Source organism: Paenibacillus macquariensis, assembly GCF_900156375.1.
Lineage (GTDB): Bacteria > Bacillota > Bacilli > Paenibacillales > Paenibacillaceae > Paenibacillus_AQ > Paenibacillus_AQ macquariensis.
The window spans coordinates 123,052-146,601 of the sequence record NZ_FTNK01000011.1; the positions used below are offsets into that span (position 1 = coordinate 123,052).

Annotated in this window: 18 protein-coding genes; all 18 read right to left on the reverse strand. The window is 40.2% G+C overall.

The window, feature by feature from the left end:
• Positions 1 to 9: 9 nt before the first annotated feature.
• The 18 genes from metK to mreB all read right to left on the reverse strand — a co-directional run bounded on the left by metK (position 10) and on the right by mreB (position 23,542).
• Positions 10 to 1,212, reverse strand: coding sequence for a methionine adenosyltransferase (gene metK, locus BW961_RS18915; protein WP_068584100.1), 1,203 nt, complete (start codon positions 1,210 to 1,212; stop codon positions 10 to 12).
• Between the two features lie 174 nt (positions 1,213 to 1,386).
• Positions 1,387 to 1,659: an alpha/beta-type small acid-soluble spore protein gene (locus BW961_RS18920; protein WP_068584097.1), complete on the reverse strand. Its 273-nt coding sequence runs from the start codon at positions 1,657 to 1,659 to the stop codon at positions 1,387 to 1,389.
• A gap of 108 nt (positions 1,660 to 1,767) precedes the next feature.
• Positions 1,768 to 2,304: a hypothetical protein gene (locus tag BW961_RS18925; protein ID WP_068584093.1), complete on the reverse strand. Its 537-nt coding sequence runs from the start codon at positions 2,302 to 2,304 to the stop codon at positions 1,768 to 1,770.
• A gap of 277 nt (positions 2,305 to 2,581) precedes the next feature.
• Complete coding sequence (locus tag BW961_RS18930; RefSeq protein WP_068584437.1) at positions 2,582 to 2,992, reverse strand: JAB domain-containing protein; 411 nt, start codon at positions 2,990 to 2,992, stop codon at positions 2,582 to 2,584.
• 245 nt (positions 2,993 to 3,237) lie between these two features.
• Positions 3,238 to 3,450 carry a small, acid-soluble spore protein, alpha/beta type gene (locus tag BW961_RS18935; RefSeq protein WP_076576949.1) on the reverse strand — a complete coding sequence of 71 codons (213 nt, stop codon included), beginning with the start codon at positions 3,448 to 3,450 and terminating at the stop codon, positions 3,238 to 3,240.
• A 330-nt stretch (positions 3,451 to 3,780) separates the two neighbouring features.
• Positions 3,781 to 7,548, reverse strand: coding sequence for an autotransporter outer membrane beta-barrel domain-containing protein (locus BW961_RS18940; protein ID WP_068584091.1), 3,768 nt, complete (start codon positions 7,546 to 7,548; stop codon positions 3,781 to 3,783).
• A 415-nt stretch (positions 7,549 to 7,963) separates the two neighbouring features.
• Positions 7,964 to 8,305, reverse strand: coding sequence for a hypothetical protein (locus BW961_RS18945; protein WP_068584089.1), 342 nt, complete (start codon positions 8,303 to 8,305; stop codon positions 7,964 to 7,966).
• 135 nt (positions 8,306 to 8,440) lie between these two features.
• On the reverse strand, positions 8,441 to 12,550 hold the full coding sequence (locus tag BW961_RS18950) for an S-layer homology domain-containing protein (RefSeq protein WP_068584086.1): 4,110 nt from the start codon (positions 12,548 to 12,550) through the stop codon (positions 8,441 to 8,443).
• A gap of 253 nt (positions 12,551 to 12,803) precedes the next feature.
• Positions 12,804 to 13,931, reverse strand: coding sequence for a glycosyltransferase family 4 protein (locus tag BW961_RS18955; RefSeq protein WP_068584083.1), 1,128 nt, complete (start codon positions 13,929 to 13,931; stop codon positions 12,804 to 12,806).
• A 115-nt stretch (positions 13,932 to 14,046) separates the two neighbouring features.
• On the reverse strand, positions 14,047 to 14,811 hold the full coding sequence (locus BW961_RS18960) for a WecB/TagA/CpsF family glycosyltransferase (protein ID WP_068584080.1): 765 nt from the start codon (positions 14,809 to 14,811) through the stop codon (positions 14,047 to 14,049).
• Positions 14,808 to 15,953: a polysaccharide pyruvyl transferase CsaB gene (gene csaB, locus BW961_RS18965; RefSeq protein WP_068584077.1), complete on the reverse strand. Its 1,146-nt coding sequence runs from the start codon at positions 15,951 to 15,953 to the stop codon at positions 14,808 to 14,810. Before csaB ends, BW961_RS18960 begins: the two co-directional genes overlap by 4 nt.
• The gene (locus BW961_RS18970) at positions 15,929 to 17,944 is read right to left on the reverse strand and encodes a DUF5693 family protein (protein WP_139331692.1); all 2,016 of its coding nucleotides are present in this window, start codon (positions 17,942 to 17,944) and stop codon (positions 15,929 to 15,931) included. Before BW961_RS18970 ends, csaB begins: the two co-directional genes overlap by 25 nt.
• Positions 17,945 to 18,031: 87 nt before the next feature.
• Positions 18,032 to 19,750 (reverse strand): phospho-sugar mutase, encoded by a 1,719-nt coding sequence (locus BW961_RS18975; RefSeq protein WP_068584071.1) that lies wholly within the window; start codon positions 19,748 to 19,750, stop codon positions 18,032 to 18,034.
• 66 nt (positions 19,751 to 19,816) lie between these two features.
• Positions 19,817 to 20,248 carry a 3-hydroxyacyl-ACP dehydratase FabZ gene (gene fabZ, locus BW961_RS18980; protein ID WP_068584068.1) on the reverse strand — a complete coding sequence of 144 codons (432 nt, stop codon included), beginning with the start codon at positions 20,246 to 20,248 and terminating at the stop codon, positions 19,817 to 19,819.
• A 255-nt stretch (positions 20,249 to 20,503) separates the two neighbouring features.
• Positions 20,504 to 20,707, reverse strand: a complete 204-nt coding sequence (locus BW961_RS18985) for a DNA-directed RNA polymerase subunit beta (RefSeq protein WP_068584065.1) — start codon at positions 20,705 to 20,707, stop codon at positions 20,504 to 20,506.
• A gap of 13 nt (positions 20,708 to 20,720) precedes the next feature.
• The gene (locus tag BW961_RS18990) at positions 20,721 to 21,542 is read right to left on the reverse strand and encodes a flagellar hook-basal body protein (RefSeq protein ID WP_068584062.1); all 822 of its coding nucleotides are present in this window, start codon (positions 21,540 to 21,542) and stop codon (positions 20,721 to 20,723) included.
• A 42-nt stretch (positions 21,543 to 21,584) separates the two neighbouring features.
• Positions 21,585 to 22,469 (reverse strand): flagellar hook-basal body protein, encoded by an 885-nt coding sequence (locus tag BW961_RS18995; RefSeq protein WP_068584059.1) that lies wholly within the window; start codon positions 22,467 to 22,469, stop codon positions 21,585 to 21,587.
• 74 nt (positions 22,470 to 22,543) lie between these two features.
• The gene (gene mreB, locus BW961_RS19000; protein ID WP_068584433.1) at positions 22,544 to 23,542 is read right to left on the reverse strand and encodes a rod shape-determining protein; all 999 of its coding nucleotides are present in this window, start codon (positions 23,540 to 23,542) and stop codon (positions 22,544 to 22,546) included.
• Between the last annotated feature and the right edge of the window lie 8 nt (positions 23,543 to 23,550).

The window sequence follows — 23,550 nt, forward strand, 5'->3', positions numbered from 1 at the left end:
ACCAAACACTTACAGTCCGGCTTGTTCCTTCAATAGATCCGCTTTGTCGACTTGCTCCCAAGGTACATCTAGATCTGTACGACCGAAATGTCCATAAGCTGCTGTCTGTTTGTAAATCGGACGACGTAAGTCAAGCATATTAATGATGCCTGCTGGGCGAAGATCAAAGTTCTTCTGGATTAGCTCCACTAACTTCTCTTCACTCACTTTACCCGTACCATAAGTATCCACATTAATCGATACCGGCGTAGCTACACCAATGGCATAAGCCAATTGAATCTCACATTTATCTGCAAGACCAGCTGCTACAAGGTTCTTAGCAACGTAACGTGCTGCATAAGCAGCTGAACGGTCTACCTTCGTAGGATCCTTACCAGAGAATGCTCCGCCTCCATGACGTGCATAACCACCGTATGTATCAACGATGATCTTACGTCCAGTTAGACCTGCATCCCCTTGAGGACCACCAATAACGAAACGTCCTGTTGGATTGATAAAGTATTTAGTATTCTCATCGAGCAATGCTGCAGGAACAACCGGAAGAATCACGTGTTCTCTAATATCAGCTTGAATCTGCTCTAATGTTATTTCTTCAGCATGTTGTGTAGATACAACGATCGTGTCAACACGTACTGGCTTATCATCTATATATTCAATCGTCACTTGTGTCTTTCCATCTGGACGCAAGTAATCTAACGTACCATCTTTACGTACAGCTGAGAGTTGACGTGAAATACGATGTGCTAATGCGATAGGAAGTGGCATAAGTTCTGGTGTCTCATTCGTTGCAAAACCAAACATTAGTCCTTGGTCTCCTGCGCCGATATCTGCCGTTTCCTTATCCATTTGATCAAGATCACGGTTTTCTATCGCTGCATTTACACCTTGAGCTATATCTGCAGATTGTTCATTCAATGAAGTGAGTACAGCACATGTATTATAGTCAAAACCATATTTAGCACGTGTGTATCCAATTTCCTTAATTGTGTTTCTAACGATGGATGGAATATCAACATAATCAGAATTCGTACTAATTTCCCCGATAACTAGAACTAACCCCGTAGCTACAGCCACTTCACACGCAACGCGTGCATTTGGATCGTTCGCCAAGAATGCATCCAACACAGCATCAGAAATCTGGTCGCATATTTTATCTGGATGTCCTTCGGTAACGGACTCAGATGTAAACAGATGACGTCCTTTAATTGACATAATGTAACCTCCCAATAAGAAAAAAATGAACCTTTCCCAATTGGAAAAGGTCGCTAACAATCCTCAAAGGTCATATTAACTTATTTGTCAAACGGTGTCAATCAATCTGAATCCCAACGTATAGCATGATAGCGTTAACAATGCTGTGATACATAACCTATTAATGAAGTGCATTTATAAAAAACTTTGCTCAGCTTGGCGAATTAAACGCTTCGTAATTTCTCCACCAACAGATCCGTTTTCTCTTGATGTCAAATGACCCCAGCTTTCCCGTCCATGATTGGTATGGCCTCCAACAGAACCAAGATCCGAAGCAAACTCAGTATCTAATCCTGCTGTATTTCCATATCCACCTACATGTAGACCAAATTCCGCTGCAATTTCATACTTCATTTGATCAATCATCTTCCGACTCGCCGGTACAACTGTCCGATTATTTCTTGTCATTATAATGAACACCTCTTCGCATAAAAGTACTTGCAAGAGTATTATTTGCATAATGATTCGGATTACACGTATAAAAGATTGCTACTACTGGCAATAATACGGATAACCTTATTGGATAATATAACTACCGCGGGCCATAACAACTAAACCGTATTTCTGTCCATCTTGAACCGTAATACCGCGCCCTTCTCTTGGGAAGGATAATAAATGGTTTGTTGTTACTGGTTGTCCACTCTTGATATCTAATCCAGCCGTCAAGTCAGGCACTCCATTAGCATCGGGACTATAAATAACCGCCTTACCATTTCGTACTATAAATTCAGTTCCTGCATTAGCGATAAGCGTCTCTCCAGGCTTAACGTCAACGACAACAAGTGCATTAGCACTTGAATTTCCGTTATCTGTTGGATTTGTAGGAACTGGCGTTGGTGTTGGGACTGGCGTTGGAGTCGGTATTGTCGTACCTCCACCCAATGCCTTTTGAATTTGTTGATCTACGTAGCTCTTAGTGACAACTGGGTCCTCGGATGTTCCCGGTTGTGTAATAGAACCTGCTCCACTAGCTGTTGTATTCAGAATCGATCCAACCCAAGCAACACTGCTGAACATTACTGCTGCTGTTACAACTTTCCATGCTTTATTCATGATGTTCCTCCTCTATGATTGTTTATTTCTATTAATGATAGAGATATTAGAGCCTTAAAACAAGTAGAATATTATATTACACCTCCAGAGGCTATTTTAGCATGACATATCCATAGCTCTTCTGCACCTTCTTTACTATCGAACATTACGTCCATAGCTTACTCCTTGTCTATACACTTCTACTTGAAATCCATATTCTAATGTGGTTACAAACCGATCCAGTTCCTTCACTATTTTCACTTACTTTCAGTGAGCCCTCTTCTTTCATTGATAGTTATCAAACGATGATGTAATCCAACAGTTCTATGCCGATGATCTTTCCGGCTTCTACCAGTCGTGTTGTGACTTCAATGTCTTCTCTTGATGGGGAGCTGTTTTCGCTAGGATGATTGTGTCCTACCAAAATGGATGCCGCATTGGAGAGGATAGCCGCTTTCATTACTTCCCTAGGGTGAACGATACTAGCATTTAGGCTGTCGACGTGACAGATGTTTATCAAGACGGGTGAATTCTTTGTATCCAAACTTATGACGATGAAGGCTTCACGGTCTAAGTCGCCTAGGAAATGTTTTATTAGTTTGTATCCATCTTCCGGTGATTGGATGGATCTTTCCTTGTACAGTAGGCTTGACTCCTTCACCAACTTAACACTAACGATGTTTATTCTCTTTTGTGGCTGTTTCTTCATTTCCAATTCTCCTTCTAGTCGATCTAATGGCTTTGATTGTGAAGCTTTGTAATGATTCAAACTTCATTCCTCCTTGAAATAGAAATAGCCCTAACTCCTCGAAGGGAATTAGGGCTGATGTTCATCTTATACATGATTATAATATAAACTTGTCTTTCTAATGAATTCAGTTTTCTTGCACTCTAAAAACTATAGAGTAATTAGAATTTGGAATTATGAAATTGATTCATATATTATTTATTATTCTATATTAAAATCTGCCTTTCTTGCTGGATTAAGCGCCTCGTAATCTCTCTCCAACGGAGCCAATTCCCCCTTGAGTTCAGATGGCCTCCATTGAAACAATCTCTGTTGCTCATTCCACCTATATTTAATCCGAATTCAGTAGCAATTTCATATTTCATTTGATTAATCATATTGCAACTTTCCGGTACGCTTGTGCGATTATTTCTAGCCACTATGCTACACCTTCATCGGTTTTTTCTCGATAGGAGCATTGTGCGCACCTCACGTTTTCATAACCGACATAAAGTTTATTCCCTTTGTATATGATGTACAGTTTATTTGCTTGACATTTAATGTATGTATTTATCCTATTCGGACACACTACTCCTATAAGACATGAAAGACCACATACCAATGAAGAAGGCTATGGTGTATTCTTCATGTTAACTTGGTTATTATATTAAATGGTTCATTCAAAATAGGAAAAACGTGCTCCTGATCAAAGGATCAAGAACACGCTTTTTGATAATTTACTACTACAATAAATTCAATTCATCTAGAATTTAGTTAATAGTAATTGTGAAATTCTTAGTAATTGTTCCTACAGTTGCTGTAAGTGTTACTGAAGCAGCAGTTACAGTAGGTCCAACGCTAACTACACCAGTAGATGAAACAGTAACAGCAGGATCACCAGTTACTGTCCAAGCAACAGTTGGTTGAGTTGCAAGAGCAGCACCATTCTGATCTTTAACAGATGCAACATAATTTCCAGTTACAGTTCCAGCTGCTTTAGTGATTCCGGCAGCACCTGTAATATCAATTGTTGTTGCTACTAATGGAGCAGCAGTTATAGTGTGTGCTACAGAACCAGACTTAGAACTGTCAACAGCTGATGTTGCAACTACTTGGAAAGAACCTGCAGCAACAGAACCAGCAACAGTCAATTCACCTGTTGTTGACAACGATACACCAGCAGGTGCACCAACTAGGCTCCAATTCACTGCACTACCAACTATAGCTGCACCATATTGATCATTTACAGCAGCTGTAAATGTTTTTGTTACTGGTGTACCAGCAACAGAAGTACTAGTAGCAGGTGATACTACAACATTAGATACTACAGAAGCACCCTTAGTAAGGGAGATTGTATAATCTGTAGTTCCAGTAGTAGTAACTGGAGGAGTAGCAGTCGATGTTGAAGTCGAAGTCACTCTCAGAATTACAGATCCAGCTGTTGCCGTAGGGTTTACTGTCACAACACCAGTTGCACTAACAGTAGCACCTGCACCAACAATTGCATAAGACACAGTAGCATGAGTATCTACAACATCATTTTGATCTTTAACTACAGTAGTATATTGTACAGGAACAGCAGGATTAACAACTGCAATTGTACTAGGACCTGTTACAGTCAATTTTGCAGCTTTTGTAAAAGCTACATCCATATTAGTTTCTTTACCACTAAAGGAAGCAACTTCATTCTTCACAACAGATCTATCTGTAAGATACTTAGATCCTGCAAAGTTCACAGTGTACTTAGTAGCAGCAGTTCTATCAGCGCTATCTTTAAGAGTTATAGTAACATCTTGAGCATTAACATTTACTACAAACCCAATACCAGCAACCAACTTCTTATTATCGGAATAACGGATAACTTCAAAGTCTTTAGCAAGCAGATCTTCATTAGCTGATCTATCCAAGTCAATTAGCTCAGAGAATTCAACTTTAATGTCATTACCACTTACTTGAAGGTTTTTGTATCCACCAGATACATTAGACTTAGCAACTGGAGCTACTTTATCCAATACAGCAGTTGATTGTGGTAGAACTCCTGCAGAAACTCCAGCTAGAGTTTGTAGTCTGTTAACATCAACAGATACATTCAAAGAGCTAGCATCAGTACCGAAATCATCCACCAATTTTAATTTAACTGTAGAAGTTCCATTAAGTACAACTTCCTTAACTTTCACTTCAGTACCACCACTAGTAACAGTGAAAGCTTCTTTAGGAGCATTAGTTACACCAGAAGATAGTTTCACTTCAATAGTATTTTGTGCTGTTAGAGCCGCTTTAAATCCAGCATAGTCTTTATCAATAGTAGACAATCCTACAGTAAGATCTGCATCAGTAGGAATTACATTGTCACCAGAGTTATTACTGAATTCTGTTACCAAGTTACCAGCCGTATCTTTCACACCAAGAACATACAATTTTTGAATATGTTTTGCTGATGTAGAATTACCAGCTGCGAATATAACATCTTGACCTTTGTATGTTTCAACAAATTTAATTGATACTGCGTTGCTATCATTTAGTACAGTAATATCAGCAAGTTCAGGAGTCAAAGTAACTCTATCACCGTTGATTTGTACATGGTAGTTAGAATGATCAGCAAGTGTAGCAGCATCCATTTTCTTATCAAAACCAACAATTACAGTGCGGCTGTTTTTGTTAACCAATTTAGAATCTAATTTAGGATTCGTAACATCAGCTAAATTTACTTTTCCACTGAAATCAAGCATTGTGTTTCCAAGTCTTGTGTTATCTTTGATGTTTTTAATAGTTACCGCATTATTACCACCTGTAGACAAAGCAGTATACAATTCGATAGTAATGACGTTGTTATCTTTACCACCTCTTTTAGCTTCTTTCACAGAAATTACTTTTCCGTCTTTATCAAGTACATTGTAGTTCTTGATTTCTTTAACAGAATCTTCTAGAAGAGCCTTGGAGAAAGTAACTTGAATATGTTTAGAGTCAATCGCTTCTGCTTTTCTTACTTCAGGACGAGTTTGATCAATTTCAGCATTTACTGATATTGAAGTATCCTTAGCAATTTGGTTGCCGGAGTAATCTTTAACTCCATCAACATAGATCAATACTGCACCAGTTGGAAGAGAGTTTGCTTTGTCAAAAGTAAATTTATACTTGTTGTCAGCCAAAGCTGTTGCAGATCCAGTAGCAGTAAGTTTGCTTGAACCTGATTTCCAGTATACATTATCAGCATCAAGTGTTTCTGGGTCAACTTCTTCAGAGAATGTAAGAGTTACACTTTCCAAAGTTGCTGTTGCAGCAGTAATTGTTGGAGCATCTTTGTCTTCAACAACTTTAATATCATGTGAAGTTGTTAGAGAAACAAATCCAGCGTGATCCTTAACTCCGACTACAGCAAGTTTGTGATCTCCTACAGAAAGAGCTGATGTGTTGTATGGTGTTAATACAACTGTTCTAAGCGTAGGTTGAGTAATTTTACCGAAGTATGTTTTACCATCAAGTTCAAAGTTACCTTGTGCTGGCAATTGTACTGGCTCACTGAATACTACTTTAACGGATTTAGTACCTAAAGATTTAACTGATTCTACTTTAGGAAGTTCATTGTCCGCGATGGAGAATTCAGAATCCTTAGCATTAACTATAATAGTACCAGCTTTGATGTTTGATACAGTTAGATAGTCAACTTTATTATTGTTAAGAGTGCCTACTAATTCAATTGTAACTGTCTTCTTGTCATCAGATAGTACAGCAGTTTTAAGTGCTTTACCTGATTTCAAAGAATAGTTAGTTACGTCTGTAGCAGTATCTTCATCAACAGTACCGTCGAAAGCAACAGTTACTTCTTTAAGGTTAGTTGCACTTACTTTTTCAACCTTAGTTGCAGTAGTTACTACAGGAACAACTGGATTCAATGCTGCTTCAGCTGCGAATGCTGCTTCTACTAACAATGAACGATTTGCATTTGCTTGGAAGTTAAGATCCTTGCTAAGCAATCCAGCGTTGATTGCTGCTTGAACAGAACCTTTAGCCCATTCAGTTGCAGTGTTATCAATCTTTGTAGGGATTTCAAGTTTCATTGCTTTAACCAATACTTCAGCCAATTCTTGAACTGTTACATTAGCTTTTTGGTCGAACAATTTCTTAGTTAGGTCTTTACCTTGCATAACTCCAGCAGCAGATACTGCTTCGATGAAAGGTGCTGCCCAGTTCTTAGGATTGTTGTAACCTTTGTCATTATAAGAATAAGTACCAGTTATTTCTTTCAATCCCATAACCTTAGTGATTACTTTAGCGAATTCAGCGCGAGTCATATCTCTTTCAAGATGTGCTAAACCGTCAGTGTCACCTGAGAAAATACCTTTAACTTTCAATGCATCGAACTTGTCTTGTGGTGATAGTTTTGCTGTATCCCCGAATGCTACAGAAGCAAACATTGAGAATGCCATTGCTGTAGAAAGTGCTACTGATAAAATTTTCTTCATAACCTTTTTTTCTCCTCCTTGGGCGTGCATAACATTATTTTTATTTTCTTGAAATGGGTAGCTCGTGTTACTCATTAGTCGTACACCCCCTTCCTCGAGTTGAGCAAATAAATATAAATGATGTCTGTGACGGGTATCACAGAAACTGGTAAACGGAAATTCAACGGAAATAGACTAGTATCCAAGCCTACTTTAAGTATTATACAATGGGTCCAAGTTGCCGTAAAGAAAAATTTTCTAATTTATAGATCTTTTTCTTCTTTAGGATATCCTATGGCATTTGTCCATCGTTAAATGACTCTATATCTTAGACGCACGAGTTTCTAAAAAGTTGCACCTTTTTTTAAATAATTTCATTTTTGTTACTAATTCTAGTAGCAACTTATGATTTATTACCCTTATTCTCCATATCGCAACCATACACTCATAAAAAAAGACGCCTTTCGGCGCCATACGTTCTTTGTATTCATAATATAGTTATTACATTTTGTTACCGGATCTTCATTGCCAATTGAATAATTTGAGCTCTCATTTCAGGACTTCCATTTAACTGTTCATACATTGATTCGATCGGCTGCTTATTCTCACGATAGGTTTTTTCGTGCTTTATAGTAACATGCGACCATTCGATGAGGTTATTCTCAGCTGTTAACAGTTCGTTGAACGCAGCGTGGAATCCAGTCTCTAGGACAAGCCCTTCCATTACTTCTTGAGTAATCTCTCTTGTCTTACTTGTTTTTTCAATTGTCTTCTCTAGTACACTAGCTCTACCCTCAAATACTGTTTTTGCCTTCATATAATCCATTTGAGCTTTAGAATAGATTGATTTCATAAGTAACCTTCACCCTCTAGAAAAAAAATTAAGTTCCCAAACATTATATCGTAATACCTAGAAAATTACAAAGATATGAAAATGGAAAAGAAGAAGCTCTTGTGCAATTGAACTACACAAAAGCTTCTTCTTTCATTAATTAAAGTTTTTAGGGAATATATTCGTAGACTTTTTAAGCAATTCAACTGCAATCTTCCCAGCTTCTGCACGGGTCATATTACTAGTTGGATTAAAGTTATACGAAGGTTTTTTCCCACCTGGTAGCGTAATTGGGTTACCTGACATAATCTTAGCTTTCGTTACTGCCTGTATAGCTGGTAAAGCATAATAATCAATCTTCCCAGAATCAAGGAATGAGGTTGCCATACTATCCTTGAGCTTCTGATCATTTACGGAAAGTTTCAACTTAAGAGCACGAGCAATCATTACAGCCGCATCTTGTCTAGTAATCGGCATATTAGGGGAGAAGAACCCTTCTGTCCGACCAGTAATGATCCCTGCTCTAGAAGCCGTCTCCAAATGTTCAAAGTCCCATGTCGTTGTCTTAGCTCCATATGGAACATCAAAGAACGTTTGTTTGTCTCCACTCGTATTAATTGGCAAATTGAGACCTTTCACAATTAATGTAGCAAATTCGCCACGTGTTGTCTGATCATCAGCTCCAAATGCATCCGCACGCAGGTAATCCATAATCCCTTTAGAATAAAGAGCGTTCAAGATATTTCTTGCCCACGGATGGTTCGTAATATCACTGAAGCTTCTATTTAATTTGTACACTGCATAGTAACCAAATTCATCAAAAGGAACAGTGACTGTGTGCGCCTTCGAGTTCACTTCACCAGGAACACGTGCCCACTTGCCTACCCCGCCTACATCTGTATATTTAAATACCGTTACCAATGTCCCAGCTTCATCTACAACATTGTTGTCGTAAGAAATTTTCAAAGTACCACGCTGGGAAGGAACTATTTTACGTTCAGCTTCAAATGCTGTGAATATTCCCTCTGTGGAATAGGGTGCCAAACCATTGGTAGCTGGTTTGTATCCTGTTAAGGTACCTTTATCACCGAGCTCTCCTACACCACCACTAATCCAGTAGATGTCCGATACGCGTGTGAAGTTAAACGTTTGGGCAGTTGATGTAAAGTTGCTCTTATAAGAATCCAGTAGATTATTATTGTTGTTAATCTCTGTATTCTTGTCAATATAGACTCCATAATCATTACGTCTCTCTACTACGCCATCTTTCGGATCTGCTATACCAAATAATAACTTCGTATCCGGATAATACTTCGTAACCCGATTACTATTCAAAGCTGCAGACTGCATAATTGTTCCTTTTGGAAAGGTCAGTTCTAACTTTTTGTTAAATATCGAATACTTTGTCGTTGGTTTCTCCACCATAAATTGAGAATCGATATTCACCTGACTCGTATAGAACACATCGATGGTATCATTGATGGTTGTCGTTCCACGTACGATCTGAATTTTAATTTTATTGGACTTATCTGCCTTCAATCCTACATAGTCCAATGTGAAGCGATTTTGCTTATCTGGTTCTGTACGACGGATAGCCTCTTCCTTACCTATAATAACTTTAGTTGCCCCTTCTGCTTCAATGTCAAAGCGAACAAAGTTCTTATTTACTACATATTGGTCACCAACCGTAGGTTGAGGTGCCAATAATCGGTAAGGAGCCAGTTCCCGTGTGATTTCTAAACGTTGATTGGTTCGCGCACCTGTCTTGTTGATCAACTCTAAGTTATAGACGTGTGTTCCCGTGGTTTCTGCATCAAAGCGAAAGTCACCTAATTCTTGGTTATTTCTAACCCGAAGTAAGAAATCACTTGTAGTTCCAATAATCTCATAGAAATACTTATTAGTTCCAGTTTCAGGGTAATATCCATTCTTAAATCCATCCACTGGTACATCAACAGAGAATATTTGTTCTGTTCCGAATAACAAATTGATTTTAGTTGCTCCACTTCCACGCAAGACCAGATCATAACTTAGCTCGCTTGTCGTATATTTCTCGTCTTTGTAGGTAAACTCAGTAGGTATAGCAAGTATTTTTTTAATCATCTCATCAGCTGCCGGTCTATCCGGATGATTTGCAGGCAACTTGAATTGATCTGCCGTTGGGAAGGGAGCTCTTTGTTCACCACTTAAAACCGTTTGTGGAACCTTACCTGGATGAAATTGAGCAACATTGGCAACGTTCTCGTCAACAATGTATATCCGTAATTTCTTAGAAACAGGAACCAGATTCCCTGCTGCATCTCTATATTGACCTCTGAACTCGATCGTATTCTCACCTGCTACGAGCGGACCAGCCTTAGCAATATAAATTGATAATTTGAATTTCGGGAATATCGGATCAGTTTTAGTGTCAACTAATATAACATCTGAACCGTAATCTTTATGATTAGCTACAGGTTCTTTTTCAATATTTAGTCCGTTGATGAAATACTCAGGGTTAAGATCTTTCATATCTAGGCTATTAAATCCAAAATATTCACCTGAAATAACAAAGTCCGTCTTACCGCCATCCTTAGATGAATTAAAAGAATAGGTCTGGCCATCCTGCAGATTATCCACAAGGATACCACTAATGGATGAATACGAAATAGTAACATCATAAGGAGAGGAATCTGCATATTCGAATCTTAACTTCTGTTCTCCCGTTGCAAACCCAGAAATTTTGTAAATATAAGTATTAGGAATTACAGTTCCATCCTTATCTAAAGCAGCAACTCCACCTACAATTGTCAGTTCTTTATTTCCTAATGGTAAATATTTACCTTTTAGTCCTGTTAATGCATTGTTAACTGTTCCATCTGTTTCCACCATAATATAAAAATCACTCTTCGCAACTTTTGCATTATTCAGAGGAAGCTGACTAACTGATGTTACTTTACCTGCATCAGCATCCGTGTAATCCGGGAGATACTTCATGCTCTTGATTGCAGTCTTTCCAGACAATTTATAAGAGGGATTATACGATGCCGTAAAGTTCCAAGTTACTGGAGTAGTTGCCTTCGCCCCATAATTCACTTGAATCTCTGGTTTTTGTATTACATTATTAGTCCCTGTAATATCCTGCTTAAAAGCAACACCTTTAACTTGAAAGGTTACAAGCCGATATAGAGGGCCTGTAGAATCGTCGATAATTACTTCTTCAGCATCAGCCGTGGGAATCGCAAATTCCCCTTTATCATTATAAAGATTCGGCGCAAGCATAGTAATAGAATAATCTTTCTTATCTATTGTAACGACATGATCTTTTTCAAAACTCTTACCACTCGCAGAATATGGCAACATCATTTGGATGATCAAGTCATTTGGAGCTGAACTAGCACTGTCCTTCAGAACAGGAACATTATTCAGCAAGTCATACGTCTTCGCTCCATTGTTATTATCTATAATACGTAGATCAATAAACGGATCCTTATCCGTGAAATAATAAACGTCACGGGTAATTTCTATAGAATCTGAGCCGTTAGTAAACTTAATAGACAATTTATTCAGACCAGCATTAAGCTTTAGTGGTGATGTCGTTAGTTGGTTATCATAAATATCAGCTGACAACGGAGAACCACCGTTGACGGTAACTGTTGCCTTAGTAGCATTATAAACTTCCCCAGCTAGATAAATCTGAGGGTTCTTGACTACTACTCTTGTACCTTCATTCAGACTGATATCGTAAGGAAATCCGCTACCCATTATTGAGAGCTTAGAGAAGTAAGGGATTTTATCGTACAATACGTAAAAGGTCTCAGACCCTTCTAGGCTACCAAACTTTCCTTTGAAAGTAATTCGGTTCAATCCGGGAAACAAGGTCAGACTAGAAGCATTAAACCGTTTATCGTTATTGTTATCCACCATAACAATACCCGGCGTTGAGTGTACCTTATCAGCTATCCATGTAGGACTCTTCGTAGAAGTATCCCACGACATAAGGTCAATCTGGGCACTCAGGCTGTTACTCGATACTTTAGAAAAAGTACCGCTAATAGCAATCGTAGGACTATTTGTTACTTTCACTTTGGTTCTAAGATCTGAACCATTCCCTATCGTGTTAGGATCAAGATTGGCAGTAGCTAAGATTGCTCGGTCTTCTGGAGCAAAATAAGTAGTTGAGACTAGGTCAGCCGCAGAAGCTGTTGAAAAGGTCCCTATTGGAAATAATCCCATTATTAATGATAACAAGCCTATCCACACTATCGATTTCTTAAAGCGTTGCATGTATAAATCTCTCCTTCTCCGTGTTGATTTTATTGATGCTCCTGTTACAACACAATCAGGAACCGTCCAATAGCGTCACTTACTTTAATTATCGGTGTTGAAGGTCGAATTTTTTAGGGAAATAGCGAAATATGTTTAAATAAGTCCCCTAGATTAGTTAATATTAGTAAAATAATTTTAAAAAAAAGCGCAACCCCTCTAAAAAGGAGCTGCGCTTTGGGATTACATATTTATTTAAGTTATTCGATGCTGTCTACAATTTCGATCTTGTCTCAGCATTCTCTTTCATACGCAATCTTGCGATTAGGTTCAATAAAGGCCGCTTCGTCTTACCGATGAGTCCGATCAGTTCAGCTCCAATCTGTAGGAAGAATGTCATGATACAAATCACGACGAAGGTAACCCAGTTCGCATCGTATAGTGCTGCAGATGATTGAATGACGGCTAGTACTCCAAAGAAAGTAGCAATTCCGTAAATAATCAATACACTTTGACGATGACTAAACCCTAGTTCTCCTAAGCAGTGATGTAGATGACCTTTGTCAGGAGCAAATATAGGTTTCTTCTGCACCCAGCGACGTACAATGGCGAAGAATGTATCGGATAATGGCACGGCGATAATAATTAAAGGAGTGATAAGTGATACTACCGCAACTTGTTTAAATCCTAGCAATGACAACATGGCTAGACAGAAACCAAGAAATAATGATCCCGAATCCCCCATAAAGATCTTAGCCGGATGGAAGTTGAAGAATAGAAATCCAATAATAGCTCCAAGAAGAATCATACATAGTAGTGCAATCATCATGTTGCCCATAAGAAGAGACATCACAAGGATCGCCCCAATGGCAATAGCGGACACGCCGGCAGCCAGTCCATCCAAACCGTCAATCAAATTAATAGCGTTCGTTACTCCCACAATCCAGAAGATCGTAAGCGGAATGGAAATCCAGCTCTCTAATGAAGAGTAAGTATCGTTAAAAGGTATATTTACAAAGTTCACTGATATATCAAATCCAAAAACCACGACACATGCAGCAGCAATCTGAGCTACAAATTTCAGCTTAGCTGATAATTGAAAGCGATCATCTAGTGCACCAATAAGTACAATCATGGTTCCACCAATAAGAAATGCTTTGATGAAATTAGTATCCCGGAGCGACAAATCACTCGCTACGAATGGTAGTGCCAATAAAAGAGCTATCACAAAAGCTAAATAAATTCCGAGTCCACCCAGTCGAGGCATAATTTTCGTATGCACTTTGCGGGCATCAGGAACATCTATAGCGCCTACTTTAAAAGCAAATTTCTTCACTTGAGGCGTAAATAAGAGTGCCAGCCCTAAGGACAAGACAAATCCGATGATAGATATCATTAACATTTTAAGTGTTCAACCTCCATTTTCTCTAACGGAATGAATTATACTCCGTTCGAAAAATAAACACCAACTCTGTATTTCAGCAATTTACCGTGTTATTAGCTCGATATCGCCCATTTTAGTTAGGTTTTGTCACGTTTCCTTTATCACGGAGTACTTTAACTACGAATTGCGGCAATGCAAGCATTCTTCGGAATCTCGTAGGCTCACTTAGAAGCCGATATAACCACTCGGAGCGAAGCTTTTGAAATAAAATAGGAGCACGTTTTGTCTTCCCTGAAATGATGTCAAAACTGCCTCCAACGCCCATCATGATTGGGACGGCCAGTTGTTCTTTATAACGAAAGATCCATGGTTCCTGAGTATCCGCACCACGCGCTACGAGGAGAATATCTGGGTTAGTATCCCTAATCTGCTTAATCACGATATCATCTTCCTTTGGACCAAAAAATCCATCGCGATATCCAGCTATTATAATTCCTGGATACTGCAATTGTAACCTCGATGCAGTCTCCTGAATCACTTCTGACGTGGAACCAAGTAAGTATATTCTCCAGTGCTCGCTTTCACCGGCTCCCATCAGCTCATGAAGTAGATCGAATCCTGCAACACGTTCCTGTACAGGTTCCCCACCTACGTTAGCTGCCCACACAACACCGGTTCCATCAGGAACGATTAATTCTGCCTGTTCCATGACTGTTCGATAATTAGGATCCTTCATTGCAGTCATGACCATAATGGGATTGGCAGTAATCACCTGATGTGGTGTGCGTGATGTAATAACTTCAGTTAAATACTTAACGGTATCAGACATTCCCCACTTGCATACTTCGATCCCAAATATCGGGACAGTAGGTACTTCTCTTAACGATTTATCGTTCATTTATAATCACCTTTGAAGATATATTCTACAATTCTTTGTGCAGGCACCTGTGCCTCTTGCTTCAATTGATCAATTTGTGTTGCATGAACTTTTCGCCAATCCTCTTCGTGAAACAATACACGTGCGATCTCAGAAGATAATGCAGATGGTGCTAATGATGACGTATCACCTACGGGTTGAAGTCCAAGTCTTTCTAGAAAGTGATTGATCTTAGGGTCGTAGGAGATACCAATCATCGGAATGCGAGCATTAGCAGCATAGATCAAGCTATGGAGCCTCATTCCAATCACAAGTTGGCACTGACTGATCTCCCATAACATGTCCTGTGGATGGACGGCATCTGAACACAGACTGATGCGACTTCCTGTAGATGAAACATCCCCAAGCTGGTCGATCATGTATTGTGATGCTTCTACATCGCTTGGAAGATGAAACGGCAGGAATCTCAAATGAACAGGCTGTTTCTGCATGACCATTTGTAACCCTTCTACGATCTTCAGCAGTTCAGTACGTTCTTTCTCCCAATAACGAACTGAGATACCAATCACGGGTAAATCCATATTTCCATGCCCATTCGTAACTTCATTCAAAGGTTTATGTTGTTCCTTCGGATGTAGCCCCATTACGGGATCAGGCACGACATCAATTGATTTACCTCGTAATCCCATCTTCTGGAGTAACTCAGCGGATTCGTGATCACGAACTGAAATGTAAGTACATTTCTTAAATACCAATTTAATCATCGAATGAAACAATCCCCGACTCACAGGGCCTACGCCCTGAGAATAAATAAATGTAGGTTTTCCCATCCATTGAGCCAACTTTATAATCCCCAAGTAATATGGGATCGTCTTGGGACTGGTAACATCTTGAAGTAAACTTCCACCACCGCTTATTAATCCACTGCTACTCTTAATAGCTTGTCTCACTTCGCCAAGCTTCATGCGATGTACAGCTTGAACACCATAGGTTAACTTGGTCCACTCGGGGTCAATAGATAGTACAACAGGTTGTAGATTTAATCCCAACGCCTTAGATTGTTCTTCTAGAGCAGTTAGAATAGACTGAAGGACAGCTTCGTCCCCGCTGTTCTTATATCCGTAATACCCCGATATAACTATCGTCTGAGGCGTGGTGACCATCGTTTCCAACACCCTTCTGCAATCTGCCATACGAAGATTGCCATAAGTCCAATAACAAGTCCCAATCCCAACCCTAACAGGTTACGAATAAGAGATATTGTGAGAGGTGTATGAATATGAGCAAATGTATCTACCATAGACAATTGTCCAATGACCGCAATGATCATAATGTAGATCGCATTACGATACTTAATGGATAAGAAAGCACCAAGTATCAACAATGGATGTGCCATAAGGAATTCCTTGTTACGTGGGCGAACACCGAATGTATTCTCCATGAATGTACGGAATGACATCTCAAGTGATGTTACCGACCCACCGTTACCTGTACGGCTTAAATAATACAATCCTAACACACCGATAATCCCAACCACTATGACACCCAACACAGTAATTCGACTGCGTAGAATTGTACTCAATTTCTGACGGAGATTTCCTCCACGATAAAGGACAACATACAGCGCTGTGAGCGCAATAGGACCAAAGTGGAGTAGACTTACTCCTCTGAACTGATTAAGAACTAATTCATACGTAATATTGTTCAGCAGTGCAACAACGAAAGGAATCGCACTTAAAGAAATAATGGATGTCTTCACGAACAAGACAAGTGCATGCGCCAATCGACGGCTTAACTTCATATCATTCGTTTGCGCATTTAATTCATTAATCTTACGAATCGCAAGCACCATAGCTATCGTTGGTGCGCTGATTGCCACAAGTAACGCAAGTCCCTGTTCAAATAATGTAGGTCTTAGAACGAATAGTCCCGCACTACCTATCATCCCTAATACAAAAGCAGAGATCGTAAGTAGTGGGATGAAATAGGATACTAATAGCGATATAAAAGCAACAGCACCCAGGACTACTACCATCTTCAATATTCGTTGATAGGACGAGTCTGCAATATCAAACGCTTTAGCTTGGCCAATTGTAAATCCGTCGTGCTTGAGCTTATCAATGGCGTTACCTGGTTCTGAAAGACTGTGGATCAAATTATCCATAGAATTCGTAATCATTGCTTTAGAACTATTACGACTTGGGGCTGCGTTCAAGTAAAACATACGAATATTGCGATCTTTACTAGCAAGAGCAAATCGATCTGCAATTTTCTTCACATCGAGAGTAGCATCGCCTTCACTTAGGGAATATATTCGCACGACATTATAATCAAGGTCATATGCTAATTTGTTGAAACCCAATTGAGGTTTCTTTAAATTCTCAATCGCCGCAATACCGATACCGTGTTCTTTAAGTAACTCAGCAAAAGCGTCCAAGCTATTCATACTTCCATTGTCATTGTAGCCTTTGACGGACTCCCCTTCGAAGAGAATACGCTTTACTCCTGCCGCGGCATAGTCGGAAATCAAATCCTCCATATACTCTTGATTATAGGGAAGACTATCTCCCATGCGAGGTACAATGTTAAAGCCTTTGCTACGTAACATTTCAAACGTAATTGGATCTGAGCGCATAGGTTTCATCACAGCATTCTCTAGAGGAGTCTCAATGATAAGCCCCTTATGATTCTCAAATGTCCATGGCTTCACAACCAACTCAAGCCTATTGAATGTCTCCTCGATCAGAGGTGTTATCTTACTTGCATTCTCTTCATTAGTGAATACAATATACGTAAAGTTTTCATTTACGGGAATTAGTTGATTTGTCTTATTGGCGATATCTTTACTATTATAGAGCGTAATCCGCCGTGATCTCTGGAATTCATCTAACGTACTTTCGAACATGGCCATACTGCTCACGCCAGCCTCTTTCAGACGATCCAATTGTTCATTAATGTAATCCACAGGGTGGGCTTCATAAGCAGCAATGTCCACCAAATCACGGTAATCGAATACAAACTCCACTTGATTAGCGGATGTCTCTGTCTTAAAACGGTCATACGCCACAGGCATAGCCGCTACAATACCGACTATAACTAGTATCCATAACCATTTACGGGAGAGTATACTCCACTTTTTCCAATTATACTGCACTGACAAGTACCTCCTCATGTCTCATTCAGGACAGATGGACATTCTATTTGAATGCCCATCTGTCCTGAAACTATCTAAGCAATCTTTTTAAGCATCCACGCGCGACATCACTTCTTGAACCAACTTCGCAATCTGCTCTTCTGCATGATGCAAGGACTCACCACGTACTGCAAAATAAACTTTAATCTTCGGCTCCGTGCCTGATGGCCGTAAGCAGAACCACGATCCATCTTCCAGCATGAATTTCAATACATTTTCTTGTGGAAGGCCATTAAGCCCTATTGAATAGTCAAGAACTTCCTTCACTTGAACTCCTGCAATCTCAAGCGGAGGCTGACTGCGCCAATCCGTCATTTTCGATTGAATTTGTGCAAGTCCATCCTTGCCTTTCAATGTACGAGATTTCAATCTTTCTTGGAAATAGCCAAATTGCTCATATAGTTCTTCCAATACGTCATATAACGTCTTGCCTTGACCTTTGTAGTAAGCTCCTGCTTCAGCAATCAACATAGCGGCAAGGACCGCATCTTTGTCCCGAGCGTAATTTCCGGCTAAGTAACCATAGCTTTCCTCATATCCGAATAAATACGTGTATTCACCTGATTGTTCATACTGAGTCATTTTTTCACCGATATATTTGAATCCAGTCAAAGTATTAATCACTTCTGCTCCATAATGGCGTGCGATGGATGCGCCCATCTCACTCGTTACGATTGTCTTGATTACAATACCATTGTCAGGCATCTTACCTGATTCCTTCAATTGGCTTAGCAGATAGTGAATCATAATTGCACCAGATTGATTTCCAGAAAGAACAACATACTTACCATCTTTATCTTTAACAACCGCGCCCATACGATCACAATCTGGGTCTGTCCCAATCAATATATCTGCATCCAATTCTTGTCCAAGCTTCATGGCTAGTGTAAATGCTTCCCGCTCTTCGGGATTCGGAGATTTAACCGTTGAGAATTCTGCATCTGGTTGTTCTTGTTCTGGTACGATATGAACATTGGTGAATCCAATGGCTTCAAGTGTCTTTCGTACGGGAATATTTCCTGTACCATGTAACGGTGTATATACAATACGGAAATCTTCACCTAAAGAGGTACGGATGAGTTCCGAGTTCATACTTTGCTGTGCAACCGTACGTACGAATGCTTCGTCATCTGCTTCACCAAGCCACACCAACAGTCCTTGGGCTTCTGCTTCCGCTTGAGTTAGCTTCTTCACAGCTGAGAATCCTTCAACCTCTTTAATGTATTGAATGACTTGTTCCGCTTCATGTGGGATGAGCTGTCCGCCCTCAGCGTTGTACACCTTATAACCATTATACTCTGGTGGATTATGACTTGCAGTGATGACAATTCCACCCGTCGCTCCCAAATCACGTACACTAAATGAAAGCTGTGGTGTCGTGCGAAGTGAAGGGAACAACTTAGCTACAATCCCATTACCTGCAAGAACAAGAGCTGCTTCCAAAGCAAACTCCGGGGAGAAATGACGGGAATCATAAGCAATAACAACAGAAGGTTTACCTTCTGCCTGCCCATAAGATCCAACTATAAATTGTGCAAATCCCTGTGTGGCTTTACCAATCGTATAGCGGTTCACGCGATTACTACCTGCACCAATGATACCTCTAAGTCCTCCCGTACCAAACTCTAGATCCTTGTAGAAACGATCCTCTAATTCTTGTGGGTCCTGCTCTAAATTACGAAGTTCCTGCTTGGTGTCCTCATCGATATGAGAATCTTGAAGCCATTGTTCGATGTTATTTATGGACCGTTCACTTAACTGAGACATGTAAAGTCCCCCTTCACTTTTATATGAATGAATTCAAATTGGATTACATACAAGGACAACCATCTGTTATTTAGGATCTGATAATGCAAACATAATCTCGCCTTCTGCAACAACCTTACCTTCTACAGTAGCCACTGCCTTACCCTTACCAAAGCTTCCCTTTAATCGAATAATCTCAACTTCTAATCTTAATGTATCTCCTGGTACGACTTGACCTCGGAAGCGGAAATTATCAAGGCTTGCAAGGAATCCAATCTTCCCTTTGTTACTTTCCACATTCAAAATAGCGACAGCCCCAACTTGAGCCAACGCCTCAGTAATGAGAACTCCTGGCATAACAGGATACCCTGGGAAATGTCCCGTAAAGAACGGTTCATTAATGGTCACATTCTTAATCCCTACCGCACGCTTACCATCCTCAAGTTCAATAATACGGTCAACGAGTAAAAATGGTGGTCTATGCGGAATAATCTCCTGAATCTGATTCACATCTAACATAATCAAAAACTCCCTTCGAATAAGCCTAATATGTTACGGTAATACTATGTAATATCCTTCATTTTCTGCAGAACATGGAGGTTCAGATAAGGGACTTTCTCTTTGAGACAATCATTGTCTAATAGAGAGGGTCCTTTTGTCCGAATATAAGTAAGAGTCCCCCATCATTATACAGTTATCGAACCTAAAAAGAAAACTCCCACTTGAACGGAGTTTTCTTTAATTTGATCTCATTTCTCATACTACGAACCGCCATTAAGGGGCGAATACAAGATCAAAGACATGTTTCCACGTGTCCCAGATGAACACTTCACTCATACTCCGCTTACCCATAACCACGTACCCTACCATCATACCGCCCACTAAGGCTAATAGCAGAAACAACGGAATCATGAACCTTAGTACAATTCGCCATCTAGGTGTTGGTGACTTCTGTGTTGGCTTACGTTCCTCACTCATGATTAGCTCCTCCCTACCCTCGCAAATTGTTGGCAAGGCCCATCATGGTATCGCTGGAGGTTAATGAACGAGCCATAAGTTGGTATGCCCGTTGAACCTGAACCATATCTGTCATCTCTACCGTTAGGTCCACATTAGATTTCTCTTGATATCCTGAACGTATAGATACAAGATCCTCAGGCAAGAGTGCCTTCTTCGTCCCAAATACATCATTATTCGTTACACCGTTTGCCAGAACAAATTTATTGCCATCCATTTGAACTAACCCTTCAGGTCTTAGAGGTTCAACCACTTGAATCTGACCCGCTTGTACCCTTGGTGCAACACCATTTGAAGTCCATACTCTACCCTCGGCATCAATAGCTACTTTCCCAGTAGCTGGCACCTTAATTTGATTATCCGTCCGATCAAGAACTTTGTCCCCAACATTATTCACTAACACCATAGAGGTATCATCTGTTGGATCTGGAACAAAGTGAAATGCACCTTCACGCGTATAGGCAATTGTGCCATTGCTCTTTACAGCGAATAACCCGTTGCCCTCAATCGCAAGATCCGTAGGAACTCCCGTATTTAAAAGCGCTCCTTGCTCCATATTGGTTGATACAGAAGCAAGCTTCACCCCATACCCTAAGTTATATCCTAGCGGCGTGGCTCTTACTGAACTACGGAAATCTTTGGGATGCTCTTGTACACGAGTCAGAACGTCCTCAAAGGAGTTCTCTTTGCGTTTATATCCATTCGTATCCATGTTGGCTATGTTATCAGCAATCAGATCGAGTCTCGACTGCATACTATTCATAGATACTGCGGCACTAATCATGGAGTTATTCATTCTAGTCTAACCTCCTCAAGTACAAATTACTTCATAAGCTTATTATACTCTACCGATCTCATTCACAGCCTTATCCAAGCTTCTATCATAATATTGAATAACCTTCTGATTCGATTCGTAGGCCCGTGCGGCTAAGTTCATATCCACCATAGCTTGTGTAGAGTTCACGTTGGATCTCTCCAAATAACCTTGACGCACATCCATATTATCACCCAATGCGCGTAATCGAACACCAGCAGCATCTGCATTATCTATACGAAACACACCATTACCTTCTCGTACCATTTCATAGGGCTGGCTTACAACGCTTATCGCTAATGAAGTGCCCGTAGGCATCCCTGTCGTCGTATTGATGATACGACCTTGTCCATCCACTTTAAGATTGTCGATAGACCCATTTATTTGGATAGGTTGATTGTTCGCGCCTAATACTTGGAACCCCGTTGAAGACAACAAGAAACCATCGGCATTCACTTTGAAATTGCCATCACGTGTATATCTAACCTGCCCCTGGTCGTCCTGTACAGTAAAGAAGGACTGCGGTTGGTACATCGTATTTCCATCTGCGTCCACATATTTACCATTTGCATCAAATGGAATCGGTTGGCCCGTAGCTGGATCATTTACGATTAGATCTGATTGAATTGCAAAATCAGTCGACTTATTAGTCTCGGTAACATCACCTTGTGAGAACATGGAGAGACTCTCCTCCATAAATACACCTGTATTAAGCTTGCCTACCTTACGATCATTATTATTCGGATCTCCGCCCGTAACAGAAATGAGTACCTCAGGAAATGAGCGGGCTACACTATCAACCTGTTTGTATCCCGTGGTATTGATATTAGCAATATTCTGCGTCACAGTATCATGGCGACGTTGTTGCGTTATCATTCCGGATGCAGCCGTATATAACCCTCTTAGCATAAAGGAAATCCCCCTTTCCAGCATCTATCGTTACTACCTAGATTTATTAATCTTCTAAGTTATATATCGGCGGATTAGAACCTTTTCTTAATCACTTTATCTAAATTGTCCAGCATGATGCCAGTCCCTTTGACAACACAGTGCATCGGGTCCTCCGCTACCAGTACAGGAACACGTAATTCATCAGACAATAATTCATCCAGTCCGTTCAATAATGCTCCTCCCCCGGTCAAGATTACCCCTCTGTCTATAATATCTGCCGACAACTCTGGCGGTGTACGTTCTAGTACAGATTTAGCTGCTAAAACAATAGAGGAAATCGGATCCCATAACGCTTCTTGTACTTCGCCAGATGATACGGTAACCGTTAGAGGGAGTCCAGATACCATATCTCTTCCACGGATATCCATCTCTGCCTTACGGCCACTTGGGCGTACAGTTCCGATATTCACCTTGATGTCTTCTGCCGTACGTTCTCCAATAAGCAATTTATATTTAGTCTTTATGTACTTAATAATAGCTTCATCGAACTTGTCCCCCGCTACTTTAAGAGAAGATGCGGTAACGACATCTCCCATAGAAATAACAGCAACATCCGTCGTTCCGCCGCCAATATCGATAACCATGTTACCACTCGGCTCATATATATTCATCCCGGCACCAATGGCTGCCGCTTTAGGTTCTTCTTCTAGATATACTTCTTTAGCTCCGCTTCGTTCAGCTGCTTCACGAATAGACTTCTGTTCTACGGAAGTAATGTTGGTTGGTGCGCAAATGAGGATACGAGGGCGACTATACCAAGTACGTCCCCCCACGCGGTCGATAAAATATTTAAGCATCATTTCAGTTACTTCGAAATCAGCAATAACCCCATCACGCAACGGACGAATCGCTACTATATTGCCCGGAGTACGCCCAATCATACGACGTGCATCTTCCCCGACAGCAAGAACTTTCTTGGTATCCCTTTCAATCGTCACAACTGAAGGTTCGTTTAATACCACACCCCTCCCTTTGACGTAAATGAGCACATTCGCCGTGCCGAGATCTATTCCAATATCCTTGCTTAACATCATGAAGA